General features: G+C 47.1%; 19 protein-coding genes. 13 read left to right on the top strand and 6 right to left on the bottom strand.

The window, feature by feature from the left end; all coding sequences use genetic code 11:
- Positions 1-55 precede the first annotated feature (55 nt).
- Positions 56-931 (bottom strand): LysR substrate-binding domain-containing protein, encoded by an 876-nt coding sequence (locus KXJ80_RS14130; protein WP_218738687.1) that lies wholly within the window; start codon positions 929-931, stop codon positions 56-58.
- A 196-nt stretch (positions 932-1,127) separates the two neighbouring features.
- Here KXJ80_RS14130 and KXJ80_RS14125 point away from each other — a divergent pair, with 196 nt between their 5' ends.
- From KXJ80_RS14125 to KXJ80_RS14110, 4 genes are all read left to right on the top strand, one after another.
- Positions 1,128-2,267: an S-(hydroxymethyl)glutathione dehydrogenase/class III alcohol dehydrogenase gene (locus KXJ80_RS14125; protein WP_011622557.1), complete on the top strand. Its 1,140-nt coding sequence runs from the start codon at positions 1,128-1,130 to the stop codon at positions 2,265-2,267.
- A gap of 127 nt (positions 2,268-2,394) precedes the next feature.
- Positions 2,395-3,234, top strand: a complete 840-nt coding sequence (gene fghA / locus KXJ80_RS14120) for an S-formylglutathione hydrolase (protein WP_037429803.1) — start codon at positions 2,395-2,397, stop codon at positions 3,232-3,234.
- A gap of 288 nt (positions 3,235-3,522) precedes the next feature.
- Positions 3,523-4,308, top strand: a complete 786-nt coding sequence (locus KXJ80_RS14115) for a S1 family peptidase (RefSeq protein ID WP_218738686.1) — start codon at positions 3,523-3,525, stop codon at positions 4,306-4,308.
- A 781-nt stretch (positions 4,309-5,089) separates the two neighbouring features.
- The gene (locus tag KXJ80_RS14110) at positions 5,090-5,827 is read left to right on the top strand and encodes a hypothetical protein (protein ID WP_218738685.1); all 738 of its coding nucleotides are present in this window, start codon (positions 5,090-5,092) and stop codon (positions 5,825-5,827) included.
- 107 nt (positions 5,828-5,934) lie between these two features.
- Here KXJ80_RS14110 and KXJ80_RS14105 read toward each other — a convergent pair whose 3' ends face one another.
- Positions 5,935-7,311, bottom strand: a complete 1,377-nt coding sequence (locus KXJ80_RS14105) for an L-serine ammonia-lyase (RefSeq protein ID WP_037429797.1) — start codon at positions 7,309-7,311, stop codon at positions 5,935-5,937.
- Between the two features lie 383 nt (positions 7,312-7,694).
- Here KXJ80_RS14105 and nagZ point away from each other — a divergent pair, with 383 nt between their 5' ends.
- The 3 genes from nagZ to KXJ80_RS14090 all read left to right on the top strand — a co-directional run bounded on the left by nagZ (position 7,695) and on the right by KXJ80_RS14090 (position 10,183).
- Positions 7,695-8,723, top strand: a complete 1,029-nt coding sequence (gene nagZ / locus KXJ80_RS14100) for a beta-N-acetylhexosaminidase (RefSeq protein ID WP_086903263.1) — start codon at positions 7,695-7,697, stop codon at positions 8,721-8,723.
- Between the two features lie 81 nt (positions 8,724-8,804).
- Positions 8,805-9,344: an alpha/beta hydrolase YcfP gene (gene ycfP, locus KXJ80_RS14095; RefSeq protein WP_037418311.1), complete on the top strand. Its 540-nt coding sequence runs from the start codon at positions 8,805-8,807 to the stop codon at positions 9,342-9,344.
- Positions 9,345-9,910: 566 nt separating this feature from the next.
- Complete coding sequence (locus KXJ80_RS14090; RefSeq protein ID WP_218738684.1) at positions 9,911-10,183, top strand: acylphosphatase; 273 nt, start codon at positions 9,911-9,913, stop codon at positions 10,181-10,183.
- Between the two features lie 117 nt (positions 10,184-10,300).
- On the opposite strand, the gene KXJ80_RS14085 is transcribed toward KXJ80_RS14090, so the two are convergent.
- From KXJ80_RS14085 to KXJ80_RS14075, 3 genes are all read right to left on the bottom strand, one after another.
- Positions 10,301-11,299 (bottom strand): peptidoglycan binding protein CsiV, encoded by a 999-nt coding sequence (locus tag KXJ80_RS14085; RefSeq protein WP_218678601.1) that lies wholly within the window; start codon positions 11,297-11,299, stop codon positions 10,301-10,303.
- Positions 11,299-14,793, bottom strand: a complete 3,495-nt coding sequence (mfd, locus tag KXJ80_RS14080; RefSeq protein ID WP_218738897.1) for a transcription-repair coupling factor — start codon at positions 14,791-14,793, stop codon at positions 11,299-11,301. Before mfd ends, KXJ80_RS14085 begins: the two co-directional genes overlap by 1 nt.
- An 86-nt stretch (positions 14,794-14,879) precedes the next feature.
- A complete protein-coding gene (locus KXJ80_RS14075; RefSeq protein ID WP_037429792.1) occupies positions 14,880-15,500 on the bottom strand; it encodes a hypothetical protein in 621 nt (206 codons plus the stop codon).
- 94 nt (positions 15,501-15,594) lie between these two features.
- Between KXJ80_RS14075 and KXJ80_RS14070 the strand changes: the two genes are divergently transcribed.
- The 3 genes from KXJ80_RS14070 to lolE all read left to right on the top strand — a co-directional run bounded on the left by KXJ80_RS14070 (position 15,595) and on the right by lolE (position 18,864).
- Entirely contained in the window at positions 15,595-16,827 is a 1,233-nt protein-coding gene (locus tag KXJ80_RS14070; protein ID WP_218738683.1) for a lipoprotein-releasing ABC transporter permease subunit, read from the top strand.
- 97 nt (positions 16,828-16,924) lie between these two features.
- Positions 16,925-17,617 (top strand): lipoprotein-releasing ABC transporter ATP-binding protein LolD, encoded by a 693-nt coding sequence (lolD, locus tag KXJ80_RS14065; protein WP_218738682.1) that lies wholly within the window; start codon positions 16,925-16,927, stop codon positions 17,615-17,617.
- Positions 17,614-18,864 (top strand): lipoprotein-releasing ABC transporter permease subunit LolE, encoded by a 1,251-nt coding sequence (gene lolE, locus KXJ80_RS14060; RefSeq protein ID WP_047535977.1) that lies wholly within the window; start codon positions 17,614-17,616, stop codon positions 18,862-18,864. The genes lolD and lolE overlap by 4 nt, the downstream gene beginning before the upstream one ends.
- Before the next feature lie 92 nt (positions 18,865-18,956).
- On the opposite strand, the gene suhB is transcribed toward lolE, so the two are convergent.
- On the bottom strand, positions 18,957-19,760 hold the full coding sequence (suhB, locus tag KXJ80_RS14055; protein WP_011072272.1) for an inositol-1-monophosphatase: 804 nt from the start codon (positions 19,758-19,760) through the stop codon (positions 18,957-18,959).
- Between the two features lie 154 nt (positions 19,761-19,914).
- Here suhB and trmJ point away from each other — a divergent pair, with 154 nt between their 5' ends.
- From trmJ to iscR, 3 genes are all read left to right on the top strand, one after another.
- Complete coding sequence (gene trmJ, locus KXJ80_RS14050) at positions 19,915-20,640, top strand: tRNA (cytosine(32)/uridine(32)-2'-O)-methyltransferase TrmJ (RefSeq protein ID WP_055646619.1); 726 nt, start codon at positions 19,915-19,917, stop codon at positions 20,638-20,640.
- A gap of 45 nt (positions 20,641-20,685) precedes the next feature.
- Positions 20,686-21,507, top strand: coding sequence for a serine O-acetyltransferase (cysE, locus tag KXJ80_RS14045; RefSeq protein ID WP_037418369.1), 822 nt, complete (start codon positions 20,686-20,688; stop codon positions 21,505-21,507).
- 352 nt (positions 21,508-21,859) lie between these two features.
- Positions 21,860-22,321: a Fe-S cluster assembly transcriptional regulator IscR gene (gene iscR, locus KXJ80_RS14040; protein ID WP_006081858.1), complete on the top strand. Its 462-nt coding sequence runs from the start codon at positions 21,860-21,862 to the stop codon at positions 22,319-22,321.
- Positions 22,322-22,367: the final 46 nt, after the last annotated feature.

The raw sequence follows: 22,367 nt of genomic DNA, 5'->3' as shown, positions 1-22,367 counted from the left end.
GGGAGTCTGGCGAAAGCGAGATGATTGTCACTCATATTGGATTAATTGTTGTGAGTTAACTGCTCGCCAGTTTTTCAGCTAAATAATCCACTAAAACCCGCACTTTGGCGCTCAGATGACGATTTTGGGGGTAGAGCGCCCAAATGCCTTCTTTGGTTTCGCGGTGTGCGTCGAGGAAGGAGATAAGTTTGCCTGCATGAATATCTTCTTCAATATAATAATCAGGGAGTTGTACTATCCCTATGCCCTTTAACGCTGCATCCCGCAGGGCATAGCCGCTGTTGCAGATAAGGTTGCCGCGTACCTTAATATTGCGCTCGCGGCCATGTTCAATAAAGCGCCAGTAATTGTGATTCCCGATCAGACAATTATGTTGATTTAACTCCGAAAGCGTATGGGGCTCACCGTATTTTTCAACATAACTGGGCGAGGCGGCCACATAATGGGTGCGGCTACTCAAGGGTTTGGCCATTAGGCTGGAGTCGGCGAGTTTGCCAAGGCGAATAGCCAAATCGTAACCGCCCTCAATCAAATCCAAGGTTCTGTTAGTCAAGTCAACATTACATTCCACGCTCGGGTACTGCACCATAAAGTCATTGAGTAACGGCATGATAAATTTTTCACCGTAGGCTACGGGCGCGGTGAGTTTTATCAGCCCTTGAGGCGAGTCTTTAAGATCGGTAATCGCTCGCTCAGCTTCCTCGAGGCCTGTCTGCAATTGGCGGCAATGGCGATAATAAATCGTGCCTTCTTCGGTGAGCGATACCTTGCGCGTCGTACGGTAAAACAGCTTAGTGCCGAGGCGATTTTCCAGCGCGCCGACTTGCCGACTCACGTGGGCGGTGGACACATTGAGGCGCTGTGCGGCTAAGGTAAAGTTCTCGGCTTCGGCTACTGCTACAAATTCTGATATGCCATCCCAAAGGTACATTATTGCTTCTCAGTAAAAATGAATTGCCAAAATGCTAGATTATCAATCCTCAGGAAATAAATACAATCTAGTGACTGCATTACCGCACACTATTTTTAAGCTTATCCGTCCGCCTCAATCTATGCTTACAAGCGAGTAGGGCATGAGGTAAGCCGTAAATTGATAGGCCCATTGATTAAAAGAAGGAAAGACAAGCATGTCGAACGAAAAACCACAGTTTATCAAGTCAAAGGCCGCCGTGGCCTGGGGGCCGGGACAGCCGCTCAAGATTGAAGAAGTCGATGTGATGTTACCTAAAGCTGGCGAAGTGTTAGTTCGCATCGTGGCGACTGGGGTGTGCCATACCGATGCGTTTACCTTAAGTGGTGACGATCCCGAAGGCGTATTCCCAGCGATCCTCGGCCATGAAGGCGGTGGTATTGTTGAGCAAGTGGGCGAAGGCGTGACCAGCGTGCAGGTTGGCGACCATGTGATCCCTCTTTACACGCCTGAGTGTGGCGAATGTAAATTCTGTTTATCGGGTAAAACAAACCTGTGCCAGAAAATCCGTGCGACCCAAGGCAAAGGTTTGATGCCAGATGGCACCACGCGTTTCTATAAAGATGGCCAGCCCATTTTCCATTACATGGGCTGTTCTACCTTCTCTGAATACACGGTATTACCTGAAATTTCATTGGCTAAGGTTAATAAAACTGCGCCATTAGAAGAGATTTGTCTGCTCGGCTGTGGTGTGACGACAGGTATGGGCGCCGTAATGAACACCGCTAAGGTGGAAGAAGGCGCGACCGTAGCGATTTTCGGCCTAGGTGGTATCGGTCTTTCGGCCATTATTGGGGCGACCATGGCTAAAGCCAGCCGGATTATTGCCATCGATATTAACGAATCTAAATTCGAACTTGCCCGTAAATTAGGGGCAACCGATTGTATTAATCCGAAACATTTCGACAAACCCATTCAAGAGGTGATTGTCGAGATGACCGATGGCGGCGTGGATTACTCCTTCGAATGTATCGGTAATGTCAATGTGATGCGCAGCGCGCTTGAGTGTTGCCACAAGGGCTGGGGCGAATCAGTGATCATTGGTGTTGCGGGTGCAGGGCAGGAGATCTCCACCCGTCCGTTCCAACTAGTGACAGGTCGCGTATGGCGAGGTTCTGCCTTCGGTGGCGTGAAAGGACGTTCGCAATTACCTAAAATCGTTGAACAATACCTTGCAGGTGAGTTTAAGCTCGATGACTTTATCACCCACACTATGGGACTTGAACAAGTCAACGAAGCCTTCGACTTGATGCATGAAGGCAAGAGCATTCGCAGCGTGATCCATTTCGATAAATAATTGCGCTCTTTGTCATCACAGCAGCAGATAACCGCTAACGGCTTATCTGCTGCTTATGTGTTTTAAGCTTGTGATAGGGTCTTGAACGGCAAGCTAACCGCTGAAAGTGAACAGGAAAGGGATTGAAATGACCATAGAAAATATCAGCTGTAACAAGAGCTTTGGTGGTTGGCACAAACAGTATCGCCATCAATCTCAGGCGCTGAACTGCGAGATGCGCTTTGCGATTTACCTGCCACCCGAGGCGGCCAACAAACCTGTGCCTGTGTTGTATTGGCTATCGGGACTCACCTGTACCGACGAAAACTTTATGCAGAAGGCTGGCGCGCAGCGTATTGCGGCGCAGTTGGGAATGGCTATCGTCGCTCCCGATACCAGTCCTCGTGGTGATGATGTTGCCGATGCACCGGATAAAGCCTATGACTTGGGCCTCGGCGCAGGGTTTTATGTGAATGCGACCAGAGCACCTTGGAATCGCCACTATAAAATGTACGACTATATCGTGCATGAGCTGCCAGCGCTGATTGAAGCGAATTTCCCCGTAACCGGACAGCGCGCCATCTCTGGCCACTCCATGGGCGGGCATGGCGCGTTAGTCATTGGATTAACCCATCCCCACAGATATAGCTCCATTTCGGCCTTTAGTCCTATCAGCAATCCAAGCAATGCGCCTTGGGGGATTAAAGCCTTTACCGAGTATTTAGGGGAAAATCGTGAGCACTGGCGCCAATATGATGCCTGTGAGTTACTCAAATTGGCGATCAGCGAAGTGCCTATTTTAGTCGACCAAGGCGATGCCGACAGCTTTTTAGAAACACAATTAATGCCACACACGCTCAGTGATATCGCCAAAACGAAAGGCTATCCCTTAGATTTGCGTATGCAGGCGGGCTACGACCATAGCTATTACTTTATTGCGAGCTTTATTGAAGAACACCTTAAATTCCATAGCTTGTATTTTAAATAAGGTTGCCAATCGTTAACCCCTTTCAGGATTAAACCTCAGAGTTAAAGCCTAGGGTTAAATATTAAAAAGCGCGGTGAACATCAAGTTCGCTGCGCTTTTGTTTTCTACGGATAAATCGTGATGTCATTCAGCATGTCATGTTGACCCATTGCGCCTGAATGATTTGAATGCAGCGGCTATATCTCAAATGAGAAAAAGCTGTTAAGTTCTAGAAATTAAAGATGATTCATTCTCTATATTCTCAATACAACATTGACGAATAAATATACATAAGGATAGGAGTTCAATATGAAATGGATGTTCGTGCTGTTACTGGCGATTGCGAGTCCCGCCAATGCCATGATTATTAGGCATGATGTGGAAGACGCGAAATATCAAGCGGCGGCGCAAAGCGATAATTCAACAGTCACCTTTTTAGGACTTTATAAAGGTGATGAAATCGTGCTTGGCACTGGCAGCCTTATCGATAAGCAATGGATTGTGACGGCCGCGCACGTGGCCAATGAGCTAACGGTCGGTAATAAAGTGCAATTTAAAACGGATTTTTACTCGATTAAAGACGTGATAAAACATCCACTTTGGAAAGAAAGGCACTTTCTCAATGACATTGCATTGGTTCAATTGGCTTCACCAATTGAAGACGCCACAGTCGCTAAATTGAATCATGCCTCAACCGAAACGGGTAAAATCGCTACCTTCGTCGGACGAGGCGATTTTGGTAATGGGCTAGTGGGCGTTGCGGGGGCCGATAAACAATTGCGTGCGGCACACAATGCCGTGGTCGGAGTGCAGGAGCAATGGCTGCAATTTATCTTTGACCGCGACGCGAATGCCTTACCATTGGAGGGGATCAGTGGCCCTGGAGATTCGGGTGGCCCAGCATATCTCGTCTCAACCGATTCAGCCTGCCTTATCGGTGTCAGCTCATGGCAAAATGCCGAGTCAACCAATTGGGAAGAAGGTAAGTATGGCGTGATTGAGCATTACTCACGCATTTCCTATTTCAGAGATTGGATCGAGAAAACACTTTGGCAGATATCAGGTATATCGCCAGAAATCTGTCCTGCTAGTTAAGGCATTAGATTGCACTTTTTCGATAAATTGCCGCTATTTCACTATTCTCTATTGTTTGCTCTCATAAAAACGGATGTGTACATCGGTGAGTTTGGCCTAATTTAACCTGAGCTCGAGATCCGCTGAATAGACATCTTTTCGGGCCTCTCTGCGTTGCTCTGTCTCACCATAGCTCGCTATGGCATACGACAGAGCGCCTTGATATGCGCAAAAATCTGCGCATTCAGTCAGAAAAAAGATTTTTCTTTCCAAAAGAATCATTTATGGCATTGATTTAGTTAGGGCGTGTTGACGTTTCGAGATTAGATTTTGTTCGTTCTGGCAAGCACGTGCTCGCGAAACGAGGAATGATGTGTAGTTTACTCAAATGACGAGCGGCTCTTATGACTGAAAGTAAGAGCAAGGGCTTGCCAGACGAACCCTTCGGGCAGCATTTGGTTGGCTTTTCTGCCGCGTTATCGTCCGTTTATGTAGAATAACTACACAGCACGGACTTTGCCTTGCATAAAAGCCAGCCACATTGCTGAAAAAATAACCCTGAAACGTCAACACGCCCTAGTTAAATTTAGATTTTTTCGACACTCGTTACCCCGAGTTCAGGTTAATTTACTTTTTGAAGAGCATCATATTTCGTTTATTTAATTGTTTGGATAGGTAAGCCTGTCGTGTTTTGAGGAATAATTTGAAACAATGTATTTTAGTGATTAGATAGAAAAAATTTATTTTAAACAGTAAGTTACTTTTCTATTCATGGAAATGAAGTGTGTTTAATGGAGGGATAATGAAAAAGATAAAGCTTGTGGCGTTTTTGAGTTTAATGTTGTTGGGCGGTTGTGCTTCTTACACTACGCCTGGTGGCAGTGTGGCTATCGGCAGCTTAGCAGATTCGGATATTAATGCGCTGATGTCGGTGCAAGCGGCTGCAACATTCCCTGCACATTTTGCCGTGGCACGTATTCAGGCGCCGGGTTATGCATCCTACCGTTTAAGCAGTTTTGGCACAGGCCGTTACAGTGTGGTCACTACCCGTGAAGTCGAAACCGAAGCCGATTTTGCTCAATTAGGTAAAATGTCGCAGGTTGCAGGGATTGCACCGTTAAATCGTATTTTGTTGCCGGAGCAGTTAGATTCCATCAAATCATTGCGGGAAGCTGCGGCAAGACTCAAAGCGGATATCTTACTGATTTATACCTTTGATACCTCTTTCCATGTGGGGGAGCAGCAATTTGCGCCACTGAATGTCATTTCCCTTGGGTTGTTAAAAAATAAAGAAGTGAGCGTGACGACAACCGTCTCGGCGGCTCTGTTTGATGTGCGCACTGAATACTTGTTCGGCTTAGCGGAGTCGACGGCAAAGGAAAGTCGAAACGCATCGGTATGGAGCACCTCTGATGCAGTCGATGATTTGCGCCGAGAGACTGAAAAACAAGCGTTTTCGCAGCTGATTCCTGAAATTGAAAAAACATGGTCGGGAGTGATTTCCCAATATGTGAATTCATCAATGAAGGCGACGAACTAAACGTTGTACTCGTTTTAAGATAAACAAATGCCGCGCTTAACCGTTTAGGTTTGAACGGTTAAGCGCGGCATGACAGTGTTAAAGTCTTAATTAACAGTTTGAGTGGATTAACACTCAACAATGTTCACTGCGAGGCCGCCTTTGGCGGTTTCTTTGTATTTACTGCGCATATCTTTACCTGTATCCATCATGGTTTTAATCACTTTATCGAGTGATACCTTGTGGTTACCGTCGCCGCGTAGCGCCATACGTGAGGCGTTAATGGCCTTGATTGCGCCCATTGCATTACGTTCAATACAAGGGACTTGTACTAGGCCGCCAACGGGATCGCAGGTCAAACCTAGGTTGTGTTCCATACCGATTTCGGCCGCGTTTTCAACATGTTCGACTGTGCCGCCCATAATCTCGGTTAAGGCGCCTGCCGCCATTGAGCAGGCTACGCCGACTTCACCTTGACAGCCAACTTCTGCGCCCGAAATCGAGGCATTTTTCTTGTACAGAATACCAATCGCAGCAGCGGTTAACAGGTAACGGGCACAAACGTCGATATCGACTTCTTGCACGAAGGTATCGTAGTAACAAAGCACAGCAGGAATGATGCCTGCGGCGCCGTTTGTTGGTGCAGTCACAACGCGATCGCCTGCTGCGTTTTGCTCGTTTACCGAGAGGGCGAATAAATCGACCCAATCCATTGCGGTTAATGGATCGACGTTGTTACGGCCTTCGGCTTTGAGGCGACGATAGAGTGCTGGCGCGCGGCGACGCAGCTTTAAGCCGCCTGGCAAAATGCCTTCTTTTTGGTAACCACGTTCAATACAGGTTTTCATGGTTTGCCAGATATTCCACAGCTTGGCTTTGACTTCTTCTTCACTGGCAAGGCTAAGCTCGTTGGCCATCATTAAGGATGAAATGCTTAAGCCATGTTCAGTACAAAGTTCGAGTAATTGGGCGCTGCTGTTAAAATCATAAGGTGCTGATTCAATTTGCGATGCTGGTGAGGCATTACGTTGGTTGATTTCATCTTCATCTAAGATAAATCCGCCACCGACAGAGTAGTAAGTGCGCTCAAAAATACATTCGCCTTTGCTGTAGGCATACAGTGTCATGGCGTTCGCATGGGCGGGAAGGGTTTTTCGTCTGTGGTAGGTAATGCCGTCTTCACGGGTAAACTTGACTACTTTGCCGCAGCTGAGGGTAAGGGTCTCATTTTTAGACACTTGCTCAAGAATGCCATCGATGCTGTCGGTATCGACGGTTTCAGGATCTTCACCCATCAAGCCTAAGATGACCGCCTTACCTGTGCCGTGGCCCTTGCCTGTTTGGCCGAGGGAACCAAAGAGTTCGGCTCTTAATTCATCCACTTGGGCAATCTGGCCCGAATCAGCAAGGTGCTGCATAAAAATTTTGCCCGCTTTCATGGGGCCAACAGTGTGTGAACTCGAAGGGCCAATGCCGATCTTGAACATATCGAATACGCTAATCATGATTGAAGTCCTGTTGTGTCTCGATTTTTATTTTAGTGTGTGCGGATGAACTTTGCAGTTATCGTGTTAATACGCTGGTTTTTAGGGCATCAACTCTGGCAAACTGCAGGCATTATCCACGTAAAAATAGGCTTGTGTGATACGCTTATGTTCAGTATCCCATAAATCAGTATCAAGATTCACATTAGTTTTTTTTATTAGAAAGTCTTCGGATAAGCTGAGCTTAATTAGCGGATCATTAATGTCGATTTAATGGTCTACATTATCGGTTTTGGGCAAAATTTGACGGTAAATGGCTCGCTTTTTGGGGATTTTTGTGAACCCCGTAGCCAGTATCGCTATGGTTATTTTTTGAGTATGAATAAGAAATTTTAGGGAGAATTATGAGTTATCTAATGCTGGATCTGCTGTCTTTAGAGGTCAGTGAGGCTGAAGCTGAGATGCTGCGCCATCCGCAAGTGGGCGGTTTGATCCTGTTTTCCCGCAACTTTACTAGCCGTGAGCAATTAATTGCCTTGGTGCAGCAGATCCGCCAAATTCGTCCCGAGATTTTGATTGCCGTCGACCATGAGGGCGGACGAGTACAACGTTTTCGCGAAGGTTTTACGCTTATTCCGGCCATGGGGGATATTTTGCCAGCGGCTAAGGGCGAGATGGCATTGGCGAAACGTTGGGCCTGTGAGCTGGGTTTTTTAATGGCCATCGAGTTACTCGCCTGTGACATCGACTTAAGCTTTGCGCCTGTGCTCGATCTTAACGGCATTAGCCAAGTCATTGGCAAACGTAGTTTTAGTGCAAAGCCCGATGAAGTGATTGCGTTAGCGCAGAGTTTTATTGAGGGTATGGCCGAGGCGGGCATGGGCGCCGTGGGTAAACATTTCCCCGGTCATGGCAGCGTGGCGGCAGATTCCCATATCGCGCAACCTATCGATGAACGTGAAGCTGAGGCGATTTTTAATCAAGATATTCTGCCGTTTAAGGAGTTGATCGCTCAAGGTAAATTATCAGGCATTATGCCTGCCCATGTGATCTACCCTAAAGTTGATCCCAATCCTGCGGGCTTTTCAACCTATTGGTTAAAGCAGATCCTTCGCCAAGATCTGGGTTTTAACGGGGTGATTTTCTCCGACGATCTGGGGATGAAGGGCGCATCTTTTGCGGGAGATTATATAGGCCGCGCTCAAGCTGCGTTGGATGCGGGTTGCGATATGATTTTGGTTTGTAATGATAATCCAGGTGTTATGTCACTCTTAAACGGTTTTGTATGGCCTTCTGCTGCACCGAAACATCCGGCGAGTTTACTTAAACCTAATGCGGCGCAGACTGCTATCGCATTAGAAAATAGCGCTCGTTGGGAAAATGCTAAGCAGCTGGCCGAGCAAATACAGCTCGCACAACAGGCAAAAGTTTGATGTAGCGCAAGGTTCTGCAATGAATATTTGCTAGGGTTAGTGGCATACGCCTTGTTTGGCAGATTGTTAAAAGGTCTCAATATGATTTTTTATCTTCATGGATTCGATGCGACTAGCCCTGGTAATCACGAAAAAATGCGTCAGTTGCAGTTTATTGACCCAGATGTAAGGCTTATCAGCTATAGCACTTTGCATCCCAAGCATGATATGCAGCATTTATTGAAAGAGGTCGCCAAGCAAATGCAGTATAGCGACGATCCCACGCCGTTAATGGTGGGCGTCGGTTTGGGGGCGTATTGGGCTGAGCGAATTGGCTTTTTAAATGGGTTAAAGTCGGTGTTGATCAATCCCAATCTTCATCCAGAAGAGACAATGCAAGGGAAAATTGATCGCCCAGAAGAGTATGCCGACATCGCCAATAAGTGTGTTTCAGAGTTTAGGTTGAAGAATACCCACAAAGCGATGTGCATTCTGTCTCGTCTTGATGAAGTGCTCGACAGTCAAGCAACGTCCAGTGAACTCAGTTGTTTTTACCCTATCGAATGGGATGAAACTCAACCCCATAAATTCCCCCAATTAGCGGCCCATTTGCCTAAAATCAAAGCTTTTAAGCTAAGTTAACGGTTAATACTCGTTTGCAGACTCATCATTAGACCGCGCATCGCGACTCATTTGTAGGGGAATAGGTTTGGTTTTCGTGTGATTGCCAGCCTTAGCCTTCGCTCATTTCCATATTTCAGTTCGTTATATGTACGGGGTTGCTGCTTATACTACCGAGCGTCATGTATTGGTATATCGATATATTTCATATTTGGAATGGTTGACGGTATATATTATTGGTTTGGTCGGCTATTTCAGTAAAAAGCATTAAATAAGTACTGTAAGAGTGGATTTATCTATCATTTTGTTGAAATTTGTAATTAATTGTGTAAAGTAGCGCGTCTTAATAGTTTGTTACAAAATGCTACAAACTTTTATGCCATTAGTCCATTTATGGACAACCTTTTGCGTATGTCGCCCGACACAGCTAACAGCGGTCTTGTTAGCTGTTTTTTTATGCTTTTCATTTCATTTGTTTCACTCCGTAAATCCATCACTTAACACATTTATAACGTAACTAAGCTCAAATCTCGGCTATGCTTAAACTCGCATGAAAATAACAAGCTAACCTTGTTCAGGAGTCTTAAATGAAACGGGTGCTAATCAAATTAACGGGAACCGTACAGGGTGTGGGCTGTCGGCATGCGACACTGACAAAGGCTCGAGCCTTGGGCGTGACAGGTTATGTGACTAATTGCGTCGATGGAAGTGTCGAAGTGCTCGCACAGGGCTGTAATCCTGCTGTAGATAATCTTATTGCCTGGTGTGAGTTAGGCGTACCTTGCACCGATGGATTAATGGTGCAGGTGGAAGAAGACCAAGGCGATGATATTTATCTGGATTTTTCAATAGTGCGCTGATTTGCTGCTAAATTCAGTCTCGATGAGTCTTGAATGGTCATGGGGCTATTGATGATAAAAAAAGCGGTAATTACACTCGTATTACCGCTTTTTATTTAGCATTGATCGGCTGGCGTTTTATGCGCTAGGTTGCGCCATCTTACGGATCTGGATCACCATGCCCATTTCGGGATGATCGAGATAATGAATTTCATCACTTTTCACCCGGCGATTCTGTTCCAGCGGAATAGACATCAGGTAAGGCGTCATCACTTTAACAGGCGTCGCATTAGTATTTGTGCTGGTTTCATCGGTCGGCACAGGCATTAACTTACGTCCTTCTTTGCGAAGATTTAAGGCCGTTTCGATATAGAGGTAGTGGCTGAGGTAAATATTCAGCGTGCCATCAAGTTGCCAAACAGGAGAGGGCAGTAATGGTGCCGCACTTTCTAAAGCCATTCCTTGGGAGCCTTGAGTATTTTGCATCGAACTGTTTAACGCTTGTTGCACAATTTGGCGGCCATCGAAGTGGTAGTTGGCGGAGAAATCCTTACCAGCAAATAGGCGAACAGGCACTGAGCCGCTTTTGCCCGTCATAGGTTGCTGCCATGTCATATGCAGTAGACTGCGATTACCACGTTCTCTGGATAAGCTATTAACGATACTTGCAAACTGACCTTGGTTGCTTGCGAGTAATACCGGGCCACTGCCAAGTTTGGCGTAGGTTTGGCTGCTACTGCCGATTTCCGATGGGATCATGCTTGGGTAACGGTACTGGGTGGTCGTTGTGCTTGGGCCTGTGATCCTTAAGCCGCTTGTAGTGCTATTATCGGTGTTACTAGTGGCATTTGTATTTGTGTTTTCTGCGCAATGGCTATTGGCATCGGCATCATAAACAAGTGTGCAAGGCGCAGACTCATTACTCATGGAGACCACAGCCTGACCGACAACTGGTGAGATCAGGTCGATTGCACTATTGGTTTTCGTCTCAATTGGGGCCATAGGCCATTGTTCAGTTGACTGGCTTTGGCGTTCGAAAATATAGACTTCAACCTCGAACCACGCCTCAGCACGGGCAAGTGAACTGTGTGAAAGTGCAATAAGTGTAGCGATAGAGACCGCGAGTTGACGTAACACTATTTATCTCCAAGACGATGTTGCGATTGATGTTGAGATAGTTGTTCGAGCAAGAGCTTGACTAACGCGAGCCTCTCTTTTGCCGTTTCGGCGCTGAGCATGAACTTTAACTTATTCGGCCCGTCCATTCGATAGATTTGTGGCTGACTTTGCAGTAATCCAATGATAAAGCCTGGGTCGATATTATGATCTTGGCTAAATTCGATACTGCCACCCTTGGCGTGTACCTCAATTTTAGTCGCCCCTAGCCGAGTTGCCTGATGTTTATACAGAGTCATTTCCATCAAGTTTTTAGTGGCCTCGGGCAGCAAACCAAAGCGGTCGATAAGCTCAACTTTAAGTTCGTCTAAGGCTTCTTCGCTGTCACAACTGGCGATACGCTTGTAGAGCGACAGACGAATATTCACATCACCGACATAGTCTTCAGGTAATAGGGCCGGAATTCTGAGCTCCATTTCACATTGCTGAGTGAGCATTTGCGCCAGCGATGGCTCTTTACCCTGTTTGAGCGCCTTGACCGCCGATTCAAGCATTTCCATATAGAGGCTAAAGCCAATTTTTGAGATATGGCCGCTTTGCTCATCACCTAAGAGTTCGCCTGCGCCGCGGATCTCTAAATCTTGGGTGGCGAGCATAAAACCGGCGCCTAAATCCTCAAGGGCATCGATGGCTTCGAGACGTTTGCGAGCATCGCTAGTCATACGTTTAGGATGTGGCGTCATCAAGTACGCATAGGCTTGATGGTGAGAGCGACCCACGCGGCCACGTAGCTGATGCAACTGGGCTAAACCAAAGGTGTCGGCGCGTTCGATAATAATGGTGTTTGCACTAGGGACGTCGATACCGGTTTCGATAATAGTGGTACAGACTAACACGTTGAATCTTTGGTGATAAAAGTCCGACATCACCCGCTCAAGATCCCGCTCACGCATTTGGCCATGGGCGACCACAACCCGCGCTTCGGGTAACAAGGTACTAATGTCTTGGGCACATTTTTCAATGGTTTCGACATTATTGTGCAGGTAATAGACTTGGCCACCACGGAGGATTTCACGCAATATAGCCTCGCGCACCGTCGCGGGATCGGATTCGCGTACAAAGGTTTTCACCGCCAAACGCTTAGCGGGAGGTGTGGCAATAATCGATAAGTCGCGCATTCCCGACATCGCCATATTTAAGGTGCGGGGGATCGGTGTGGCGGTGAGGGTCAAAATATCCACATTGGCCCGCAGTGCTTTAATTTTCTCTTTTTGTCTGACACCGAATCGGTGTTCTTCGTCGATGATAAGTAGGCCTAAATTCTCAAATTTAGCCTCGGATTGCAGCAGCTTATGGGTGCCAATCACGATATCGACTTTGCCTTCTTCGAGCTGTTTTAGCACTTGGGTCTGCTCTTTGGCGGTTCTAAAGCGTGACATCACTTCAATCACCACCGGCCAGTCGGCAAATCTGTCCTTAAAGTTTTCGTAGTGCTGCTGGGCGAGTAACGTGGTGGGTACCAGCACAACCACTTGTTTACCCGCATTCACCGCCACAAAGGCGGCGCGCATCGCGACTTCGGTTTTCCCAAAGCCCACATCACCACAAACTAATCTGTCCATTGCGGTTGGCGATTGCATATCGGCGAGCACGGCATGTATTGCACTTTCTTGATCGACGGTTTCTTCAAAGGGGAAACCTTGAGCGAATTGGGCGTATTCTTCGTCATTGATTTCGCAGCTCTCACCCGGACGAGCTTGGCGACGTGCATAGACATCGAGAAGTTCTGCGGCCACATCGCGGATTTTTTCAATGGCTTTATTTTTTGCCTTAGCCCAAGTGTCGTTACCGAGTTTATTAAGATGCGTTTCCCCATCGGCGCCAACACTATAACGGCTAATTAAATGTAAATTGGAAACGGGGACATAGAGCTTATCGCCACCTGAGTACTCAAGTTGCAAATATTCAGCAACAATGCCGCCAGTATCGAGGGTGACTAAACCTTGGTAAAGGGCAACACCGTGCTCTAAGTGTACGATCGGCTGGCCAACTTTCAGCTCGGCTAAGTTTTTGATTAGGGTATCGTTACTGATCTGACGCTGTTTTTCGCGGCGACGCTGCTGTGAAATCCGCTGGCCGAAGAGCTCAGTTTCGCAGATGATGCTGACGGCAGTTTGTGCGCCGAGTCCCAGTACACAACCACGGGATAAGGGCGAAACGATCAAGCCAAGTTTGGTATCAGTTTTAATAAACTCATCAAAATGACTAAATACCGTAGGCTTTAACTGGATTTTACCTAAGAGTTCGAGCAGCGCTTCACGGCGGCCTTCAGATTCTGCGCTAAATAAGATGCGCGGCGCCTGCTCAGCATAATCCTGCAGTGCGATTAACGGCTGCTTTAATTTGTGATTGGCGCTTACCTCAGGCAAGGCTCTGGCATCAATTTGCGCCGCAGCACCATTGGTGTCAGGATTTGGGGCCACAAATTGATAGCGAGGTAGCGGCTTAAAGGCGGCAAATAATTCTTCTATCAGTAAATACAGTTCTTTAGGGGCAAGCAGTGGTCGTAGCGGATCGACCCGTCGGTCTTCATATCGTGTTTCCACTTCATGCAAATGGGCGCGAGCGGATTTTTCGATATCGCCCAAGGTGACTAACTGAGTGTCCTTCGGCAGGTAATCAAATAGCGTCGCGACCTCATCGAAAAACAGTGGCAGATAGTTTTCAATCCCAGCGGGCATCAAATTTCGGCTTACCAATTGATAAACCGACTCTGGCTCTTTAACGATCACCTCAAAACGGCGGCGATAGCGTTGCCTAAAACCTTCGATGGCGCTGCTATCGGTAGGGAATTCCTTAGCAGGTAACAGGCGCACCGCATCCACTGGAGTGGATGAGCGCTGGGTTTCAGGATCGAAATGACGAATGGTCTCGACTTCATCATCGAACAGTTCGATACGCAGCGGCATATTCACGCCAGTGGGGAAGATATCGAGAATTGAGCCCCGAATGGCAAACTCGCCATGTTCGTAAACTTGCTCAACTAAGTGATAACCCGTGTCGGTTAATTGCTGGCGCACATCATGGAGCTGATATTTATCGCCCTTTTTAAGCACAAATACATTGGAGCTTAAATAGGATTTCGGCGGCAAGCGCATCATCAGTGTTGTCACCGGCACGATAACCACGCTGTGCTCGGCATGGCTGATTTGTGACAGGGTTTCTAAACGCTGGGAGATCAAATCCTGATGGGGCGAAAAACTGTCGTAGGGCAGGGTTTCACGGTCAGGAAACAGCCGCACCTTAATGGTGGTGTTCGCTAATAAATAATTAAGCTCTAACTCGAGACTCAATGCCGTTGGTGTGTCACTGGTGACAATGAGCGTGGTGCCTGGGTGTTGGCGTATCAAGCTGGCGAGGGTGACCGCTTGACCCACTCCGGCGATACACGACAGAGTTTGCATTTGAGTGCCATTTTTTACAACGGGCGGTGTTAGGGCTGAAATATATGTCATTGGCGTGGGATAAACGGATTCATTCACAAAAAGTTGCATTTATTGTAGTGACTTGGGCGCGAGGGTGCTAGTGAAAACTCTCGTCTTTATTGGCGTTCGTCCCTAGCTTGTTTACGCAGTTTAAGTTGTTTTTGTTGAACATTGAGGCTCGCTTTGACCAGTTGCTCCACATCCGAATCCAGTATTTGGCTAAATTCGAGGTCGATTAGATAGGGGGACGAGGCGTTGTGCTGTTGTGCTTGCTGCGCAGTTGATTGGGCTTCCTGTGAGAGCATACAAGCGGTGACCTTGGCAAAACATAAAATAGCGACCAGTTCGTCATGGATAAATAAGGTAACTTTAAAATGGCGCCCTAGAGGTAATTCGGTCGTGCTGATTATGCGAATACCGCTACCACCAAACTGACAACCATCATATTTATCACCCTCTTGGACTTCTTTTTCGAGCACGTGTTGCAGGACTAAATCCACCTTGCGTGATTGTAGCTTGAGAAAATCCACCACCACCTTGGCTTCATTATCTAAATGCCGCAATTGTAACAAACAGCTCGCTTCGAGGGCTTTTACTTCACTCAATAGCTGGATCCCTAAGGATTGCATTGATCTTAAAGCCATTTCATTGGGTAGAGGTCGATTTTCGTCCCAGAGGCTTAAGTAAGCGGTAAAGGGATGAGGCACACTAAAATACGGATTGGTGTCAGTGAACAAGGCTTGCCTCTTTATTTATAGAACCTAAACCCCTATTATCGTGCCCATCTTTATGATTTAGCAAGTTCAGCACACAGGACGCAGCCCTCTTTCAATGGATCTTCGATTCCCTCTCTACGTTGGTTACCGTTATTGGCGGGCCAGAAAAGCAAACGCATTTGCTTCTTTTATTACCTTATTTGCCGTTTCGGGCATTTTTTTAGGGGTTGCCGCCTTGATCGTGGTCAGTTCGGTGATGAATGGCCTCGAAGGGCAATTAAAGCAGCGCATCCTCGGCGCTGTACCGCAATTGACTGTTTATACTAAAGCTCCATTAAGCGATTGGACTATTGCGGCAGAAAAGCTAACTAAGTTGCCCGGCGTGCAAGGGGTGACGCCCAGTGTGTCGACGCAAGCCATGGTGCAGTCGGCGGCGAATATCCGCGCCGTGCAAGTGTTTGGGGTGTTTCCAGAGCTTGCCGAAAAACTGTCTATGGTGGCGCAACATACCTATTCAGGCGCGTTTAACGAGTTAACCAGTGGCCAGTATAAGGTCATTTTGGGCAGCGAGCTTGCCCGTCAATTAAAAGTCAGCCCTGGGGATACGGTACGCTTGTTAAGTGGTGATGGCATTGTGTACTCGCCGCTAGGCCCAGTGCCCAGCCAACGTAAGTTTTTAGTGTCTGCGGTGTTCGAAATGGGGTCACAAGTGGATGCGGGCGTTGCATATATCCATTACCAAGATGCAAAGCGGTTAATGCGTCAGCCGAGTGATGAAATCAACCAGCTAAGGCTGTATTTAAACGATCCTTTTAACGCGCCTGCGCTTGCCAAGGATGTGCAGCAAATCTTAACAGAGCAGGGCATCGAGGTGACAACGAGCGATTGGCGTGACACCTATGGGCATCTATTTAGCGCAGTGAAGATGGAAAAAAACATGATGTCGCTGATGCTCAGCCTGATTGTGGCGGTGGCGGCATTCAATATTGTCTCGGCGCTGGTAATGATGGTTGTCGATAAAACCACCGATGTCGCAGTGCTTAAAACCCAAGGTTTAAGAACCTCAGCTGTGATGGGCATTTTTGTGGTGCAAGGTTTATTGAATGCGGTGTTAGGTTTAGCGCTGGGCTTAGTGGTGGGTATTCTAATTACCCTTAATTTGAATGGCATTATGGCAACCCTGGGTATTTCGATTTTAGGGACTGGACAAATGTTGCCGGTAAAACTGGCGCTTGGGCAATTGTCGCTGATTATTGTCGGTACCTTAGTGGTGACCCTAGTGGCAACTCTTTACCCTGCGCTACGGGCTGCAAGGGTGCAACCAGCTACAGCGCTGCGTTATGAATAACGGTGTTTTCAACGACTAAAATAATTGCTCCATCGTAAAAGTGGAGTGTAGACGTGGCACTTTGCCATGTCATATAGAATCAATAGCGAGAATCTCAATGCAAGATGTGTTACTGCAAGTGCAGGCGGTGAGTAAGAGTTATCACGACGGCGATGTAACCACGCAGGTGTTGTCTGATGTGGATTTACAGGTATTTAAGGGTGAACAGCTGGCGATTGTGGGCACTTCAGGCTCGGGCAAGAGTACGTTACTGCATATTATGGGGACGCTTGATAAACCGTCATCGGGAAAAGTATTGTTGGCAGGTGAGGATTTATATCAAGTGAGCAGTGCCCGACAGGCGCAGATCCGTAATCAGGATTTAGGCTTTATTTATCAATTTCATCATTTGTTGCCTGAATTTACCGCCCTTGAAAATGTGGCAATGCCGGCATTTATCCAAGGTCGTGATCGCAGCCAAGCGCAAGCCGATGCCAAGGTTTTGCTCGAGAGAGTGGGTCTTGGGCACAGAATGAGCCATATTCCAGCTGAGCTTTCGGGCGGTGAACGGCAACGGGTGGCAATCGCCCGTGCGCTTATCAACAAACCCAAACTCGTACTGGCCGATGAACCTACGGGAAATCTCGATGCGAAGAGCGGCGAGGCTGTGTATGAACTCATTCGCGAATTGGCCAATCAACTCGGTACCGCGTTTGTGGTGGTCACCCACGATCCTAAATTGGCTGCGCGGATGGACAGACAACTGACCATGAAAAATGGTTATCTGCAAGTACCGGAAAGCACCCAATGAAAGGACCATTAGCCCTCTCAATTGGCTGGCGTTTTTACCGTGCGCGCCAATCCAATAGTTTTATTAGCTTTATTTCCTTTGCATCGACAGCGGGTATCGCCTTAGGCGTCGCCGTATTGATTATCGTGCTCTCGGCGATGAATGGATTTGAGCGCGAGCTGGAGCAACGTTTACTCGGGGTGATCTCCCAAGCCGATGTGGTAGGCGTGAATGAGCCGATTGCTGACTGGCGCGCTGTTGAGCAAACCGCGTTGCAGATTGAAGGCGTTACGGCGGCGGCACCTTTTATCCGTATGCAGGGTTTAGTGCAAAAGCCCGGTGGTTTTCAGGGGCTTGCTGTCGTTGGCATTGATCCTGAACAAGAGGCAAAAGTCTCTACATTGTCGCAATTTATGACTCCCGAGACTTGGCAGAGTTTGAGTGAAGATGATAATCACATCGTCCTTGGTGAAAGTTTGCTGAAAAAATTAGGCCTCGAAGTCGGCGATACCCTCGCTTTGTATGTACAAGATCTTGACCCTGAACATGCGGGAAGTTTACGTGCTGCAAAAAGCCATCGCTTTGTGGTGTCAGGTGTGTATCGCTTAGGTGGAGAGCTTGAATTAACCACCGCGTATATTCCCATGCGTTATGCGGCAAATATCCTGAATTTACATCAAGGCGTGACGGGGGTTCGCATTAGTGTGGCACAGGTATTCGATGCGCCAGCGAAAATTCGCGAGTTAGGTTATGCGTTGAATCAGTCAGTGTATATTAGTGATTGGACTCGAACACAAGGTCATTTATATCAAGATATTCAATTGGTTCGCACCATAATGTACCTCGTATTAGTACTGGTGATTGGTGTGGCCTGTTTCAATATTGTCTCGACCTTGGTGATGGCGGTGCGCGATAAGGCCAGTGAAATTGCGATCCTGATGACCATGGGACTGAGCCGTTTATCGGTAATGGGCATTTTTATGGTGCAGGGGGCATTAAACGGTTTAGTGGGGTGTGCGCTCGGTGGGGTGATTGGTATTGCGACAGCCATTAATCTCAGTGCTATTGCTCGTGGCATTGAGCAATTACTTGGGATCCAATTGTTATCTGCGGATGTGTATTTTGTGGATTTTCTTCCCTCCGAACTGCATATGGCGGATGCCGGTTTAGTGATTGCCACCGCGTTTATAATGAGCCTGATTGCAACCCTGTATCCTGCATGGAAAGCAAGTCAAATTGGCCCTGCGCAGGCATTGGCGGGCAGATAACTGGCGCTACCGTTCTGCACTTAAAAGCTCAAAAACAAAAGGCCAGTGATAATATCACTGGCCTTTTTGGTCTTGTTTTGCGCTAAACGTGATTAACGCTTTAAGCCTTCGTTTAGTAAAGGACGCATGGTTTTTACTAATTCGGTCGTCACTTTCGGAGAACCCGCAACGATATTGCCAGAGATCAGATAGTTATGACCGCCAGTAAAGTCAGTGACTGTGCCACCCGCTTCACGACATAACAGATCGCCAGCAGCGATATCCCATGGCTTTAAGCCAATTTCAAAGAAACCGTCTAAACGGCCTGCGGCCACATAGGCTAAATCTAATGCTGCAGAACCTGTGCGACGTAAGTCTGAACAATGACCAAACACTTCGCCGAAAATGGCCATATAGGTTTCGGTATGTTGACGGGCTTTAAATGGAAAACCTGTACCGATAATGGTTGGTGCTAGTTCGTTAACATTGGTCACGCGAATACGGAAATCGTTTAATTTGGCGCCTTTACCACGGATAGCGGTAAATAATTCTTCACGAACTGGATCATAAACAACGGCAACTTCAGTTTTGCCTTTGTATTGGAGTGCGATAGAAACCGCAAAATGGGGAATGCCTCTAACGAAGTTGTTAGTGCCATCCAGAGGATCGACTATCCAAATATAGTCTTTGTTTTCACCGCGGTTTTCGCCTTTTTCTTCACCCACGATAGTGTGATCTGGGTAAGATTTACGAATTTGATAGGTAATAGCGGCTTCTGCTTCCTTGTCTACACTGGTAACAAAATCGTTGATACCTTTAGCACTGACTTCAACTCGGTCAAGTTCAGTGTAGGCACGCATAATAGTTTGGCCGGCCGCGCGAGCAGCGCGAACAGCAATCGTCAGCATCGGATGCATTGCAATCCCCTGGATGTTAAAGAACGTTAAAAATAGCGGGCGGCATTATACTCGATTTGATTGTTATATCAAATACCGATTTTCATATAAGCATTCGCGCACGCCTGTGATAGTATTCGCTCCCTGTGTTTTGTGAATTAAATTAAGTCGTTTCATGCTAAGTAATATTCGGGTGATTTTAGTGGGGACATCGCACCCCGGCAATATTGGCTCAACCGCCAGAGCGATGAAGACGATGGGGTTATCAACCCTGTATCTTGCCGAACCAAGATGTGAAGTGGACGGTCAATCCATTGCCTTGGCCGCAGGCGCTTCGGACATTTTAAAACATCTGGTTAAAGTGGATTCCTTAGAAGAAGCCATCGCCGATTGCAGTTTGGTGATTGCCACCAGTGCCCGTAGCCGTACCTTAGATTGGCCTATGCTCGATCCGCGAGAAGCGGGACAAAAGCTGGTGACAGAAGGTTTAGCAGGGCCTGTCGCCATCGTCTTTGGTCGTGAAAATCATGGGTTAACTAATGAAGAATTACAGCAATGTACTTACCATGTGGCGATTCCTGCTAACCCTGAATACAGCTCATTGAACCTCGCGCAGGCTGTGCAGATCATTTGTTATGAGACGCGTGTGGCACATTTAGCCCAAACGGCGGTGTCACAAGAAGTTGAAGAATATCCACTCTCTGCCGATCTTGAGCGTTTCTTTGTACATCTTGAAAGTACCTTATCATCGACAGGCTTTATTATTAAAAACCATCCCGGCCAAGTGATGACAAAGTTACGCCGTCTATTCAGCCGTGCACGTATCGAAAGTCAAGAAATGAATATTCTTCGGGGAATTTTGACTTCGATTGATAAAGTGGTGGGTAATAAACAAAAATAGCCAAAGCAAATTTGGTACATAACGGTAATCGCGAAGGATTGAGTAATGGGTGTGATAGCTAGGCTAAAAGAAGACATTGAATCTATATATCACCGTGATCCCGCGGCGCGTAGCGCCTTTGAGATCTTGGTTAATTATCCTGGCATGCACGCCATTTGGCTGCACCGGATAAGCCATAAGTTATGGAAGCGTGATTGGCGCTTAATGGCTCGTTGTTTATCGACTTTTTCGCGCTGGTTGACGGGAGTGGAGATCCATCCTGGTGCTACTATTGGCGATCGTTTCTTTATCGACCATGGTATGGGCGTGGTGATCGGTGAAACCGCTGAAATTGGCGATGATTGCACCTTGTATCACGGCGTGACATTGGGCGGCACCACTTGGCAAGCAGGTAAGCGTCACCCAACACTGGGTAATAACGTCGTTGTCGGTGCTGGCGCCAAAATCTTAGGTCCTATCACTATGCATGATGGGGCGCGTGTCGGCTCAAATTCTGTTGTAGTAAAAGATGTGCCTAAGGATACGACAGTGGTTGGTATTCCTGGGCGTGTGGTAGCAACGCCCTCACCACAATCAAAAGAAAAATCCGAACGCCGTAGTGCTATGGCTAAGAAGTATGGTTTCGATGCTTACGCGGTCTCACCTGATAATCCCGATCCCGTTGCTAACGCGATTGGTCAAATGCTGGACCATATGCATTTAATGGACTCAAAGGTGCAGGAATTGTGTCAAGCTATCCAGCGTTTAGGTGGCGATGTGTGCACCGAAAGATTGCCAGAGCTGAATGTTGGCGATTTTAACGATGTCGAAAAGGCGGCTGCTGATAAGCGCCAAAGTGCGCTTGATGAGTTTGATCCAAGTATATAGTCCTGAAAATAGCAGAGTAGATGCAATTTCTTTTAGAGTGTCACCACTCTGCTAACGCTTTTATTTCGATAGTGCAAATCCCATTGTATAGCTTTTGAACACTTTGGGCATGTGTGCTCTGCTTTCATTTGAAGATAGTGCGTTAGATCCCGATATCAGGCCAATTTGGGTGATTAATTGCCCCTTTGGCATTGAATCTTAGGGCAGAAAAAGGTTAAATACCCCACCAAGATGAAAGGGTATTGGTTAACGGCACGCTTAAATACCTGAGTGTTTTACTCGGTTTTATACTTGACTGATTTACTCGGGTATGTTGAAATAGCTCCATACCTGTTCGGGAGCTATGGTAGTTATGAAACTTACATCTAAAGGTCGTTATGCAGTAACCGCAATGCTTGATGTGGCTATCCACTCAGCTTCAGGACCAGTTCCCTTGGCGGATATCTCTGAAAGACAAGGGATTTCGCTTTCCTATCTGGAACAACTCTTCGCAAAGTTACGCAAACATGGCCTAGTGGCAAGTGTCCGAGGTCCTGGTGGTGGTTACCGTTTAGGCCTAGAGGCAAATGATATTTCTGTTGGCATGGTGGTTCATGCCGTTGACGAGTCTGTCGATGCGACTCGTTGTCAAGGATTGGGCAATTGCCAGAGTGGAACTCGCTGCTTAACGCATTCGCTTTGGGGCGATTTAAGCAAACAAATTTCAGATTTTTTAGATGGTATCAGTCTTGCGGGCTTAATGCAGAAACGAGATGTGCAATTTATTTCGCTTAAGCAAGACACTATGCAAAAGGAGCAAAGAGTCAGCTTATAGGCTTTTTGTTATACGATAAAAATTATTTTTGTACGTTGTATGTAGC

Source organism: Shewanella xiamenensis, from assembly GCF_024971755.1.
Classification (GTDB): domain Bacteria; phylum Pseudomonadota; class Gammaproteobacteria; order Enterobacterales; family Shewanellaceae; genus Shewanella; species Shewanella xiamenensis.
Note: the sequence above shows the minus strand (reverse complement) of the source record. Positions and strands in the feature narration are given on the sequence as shown.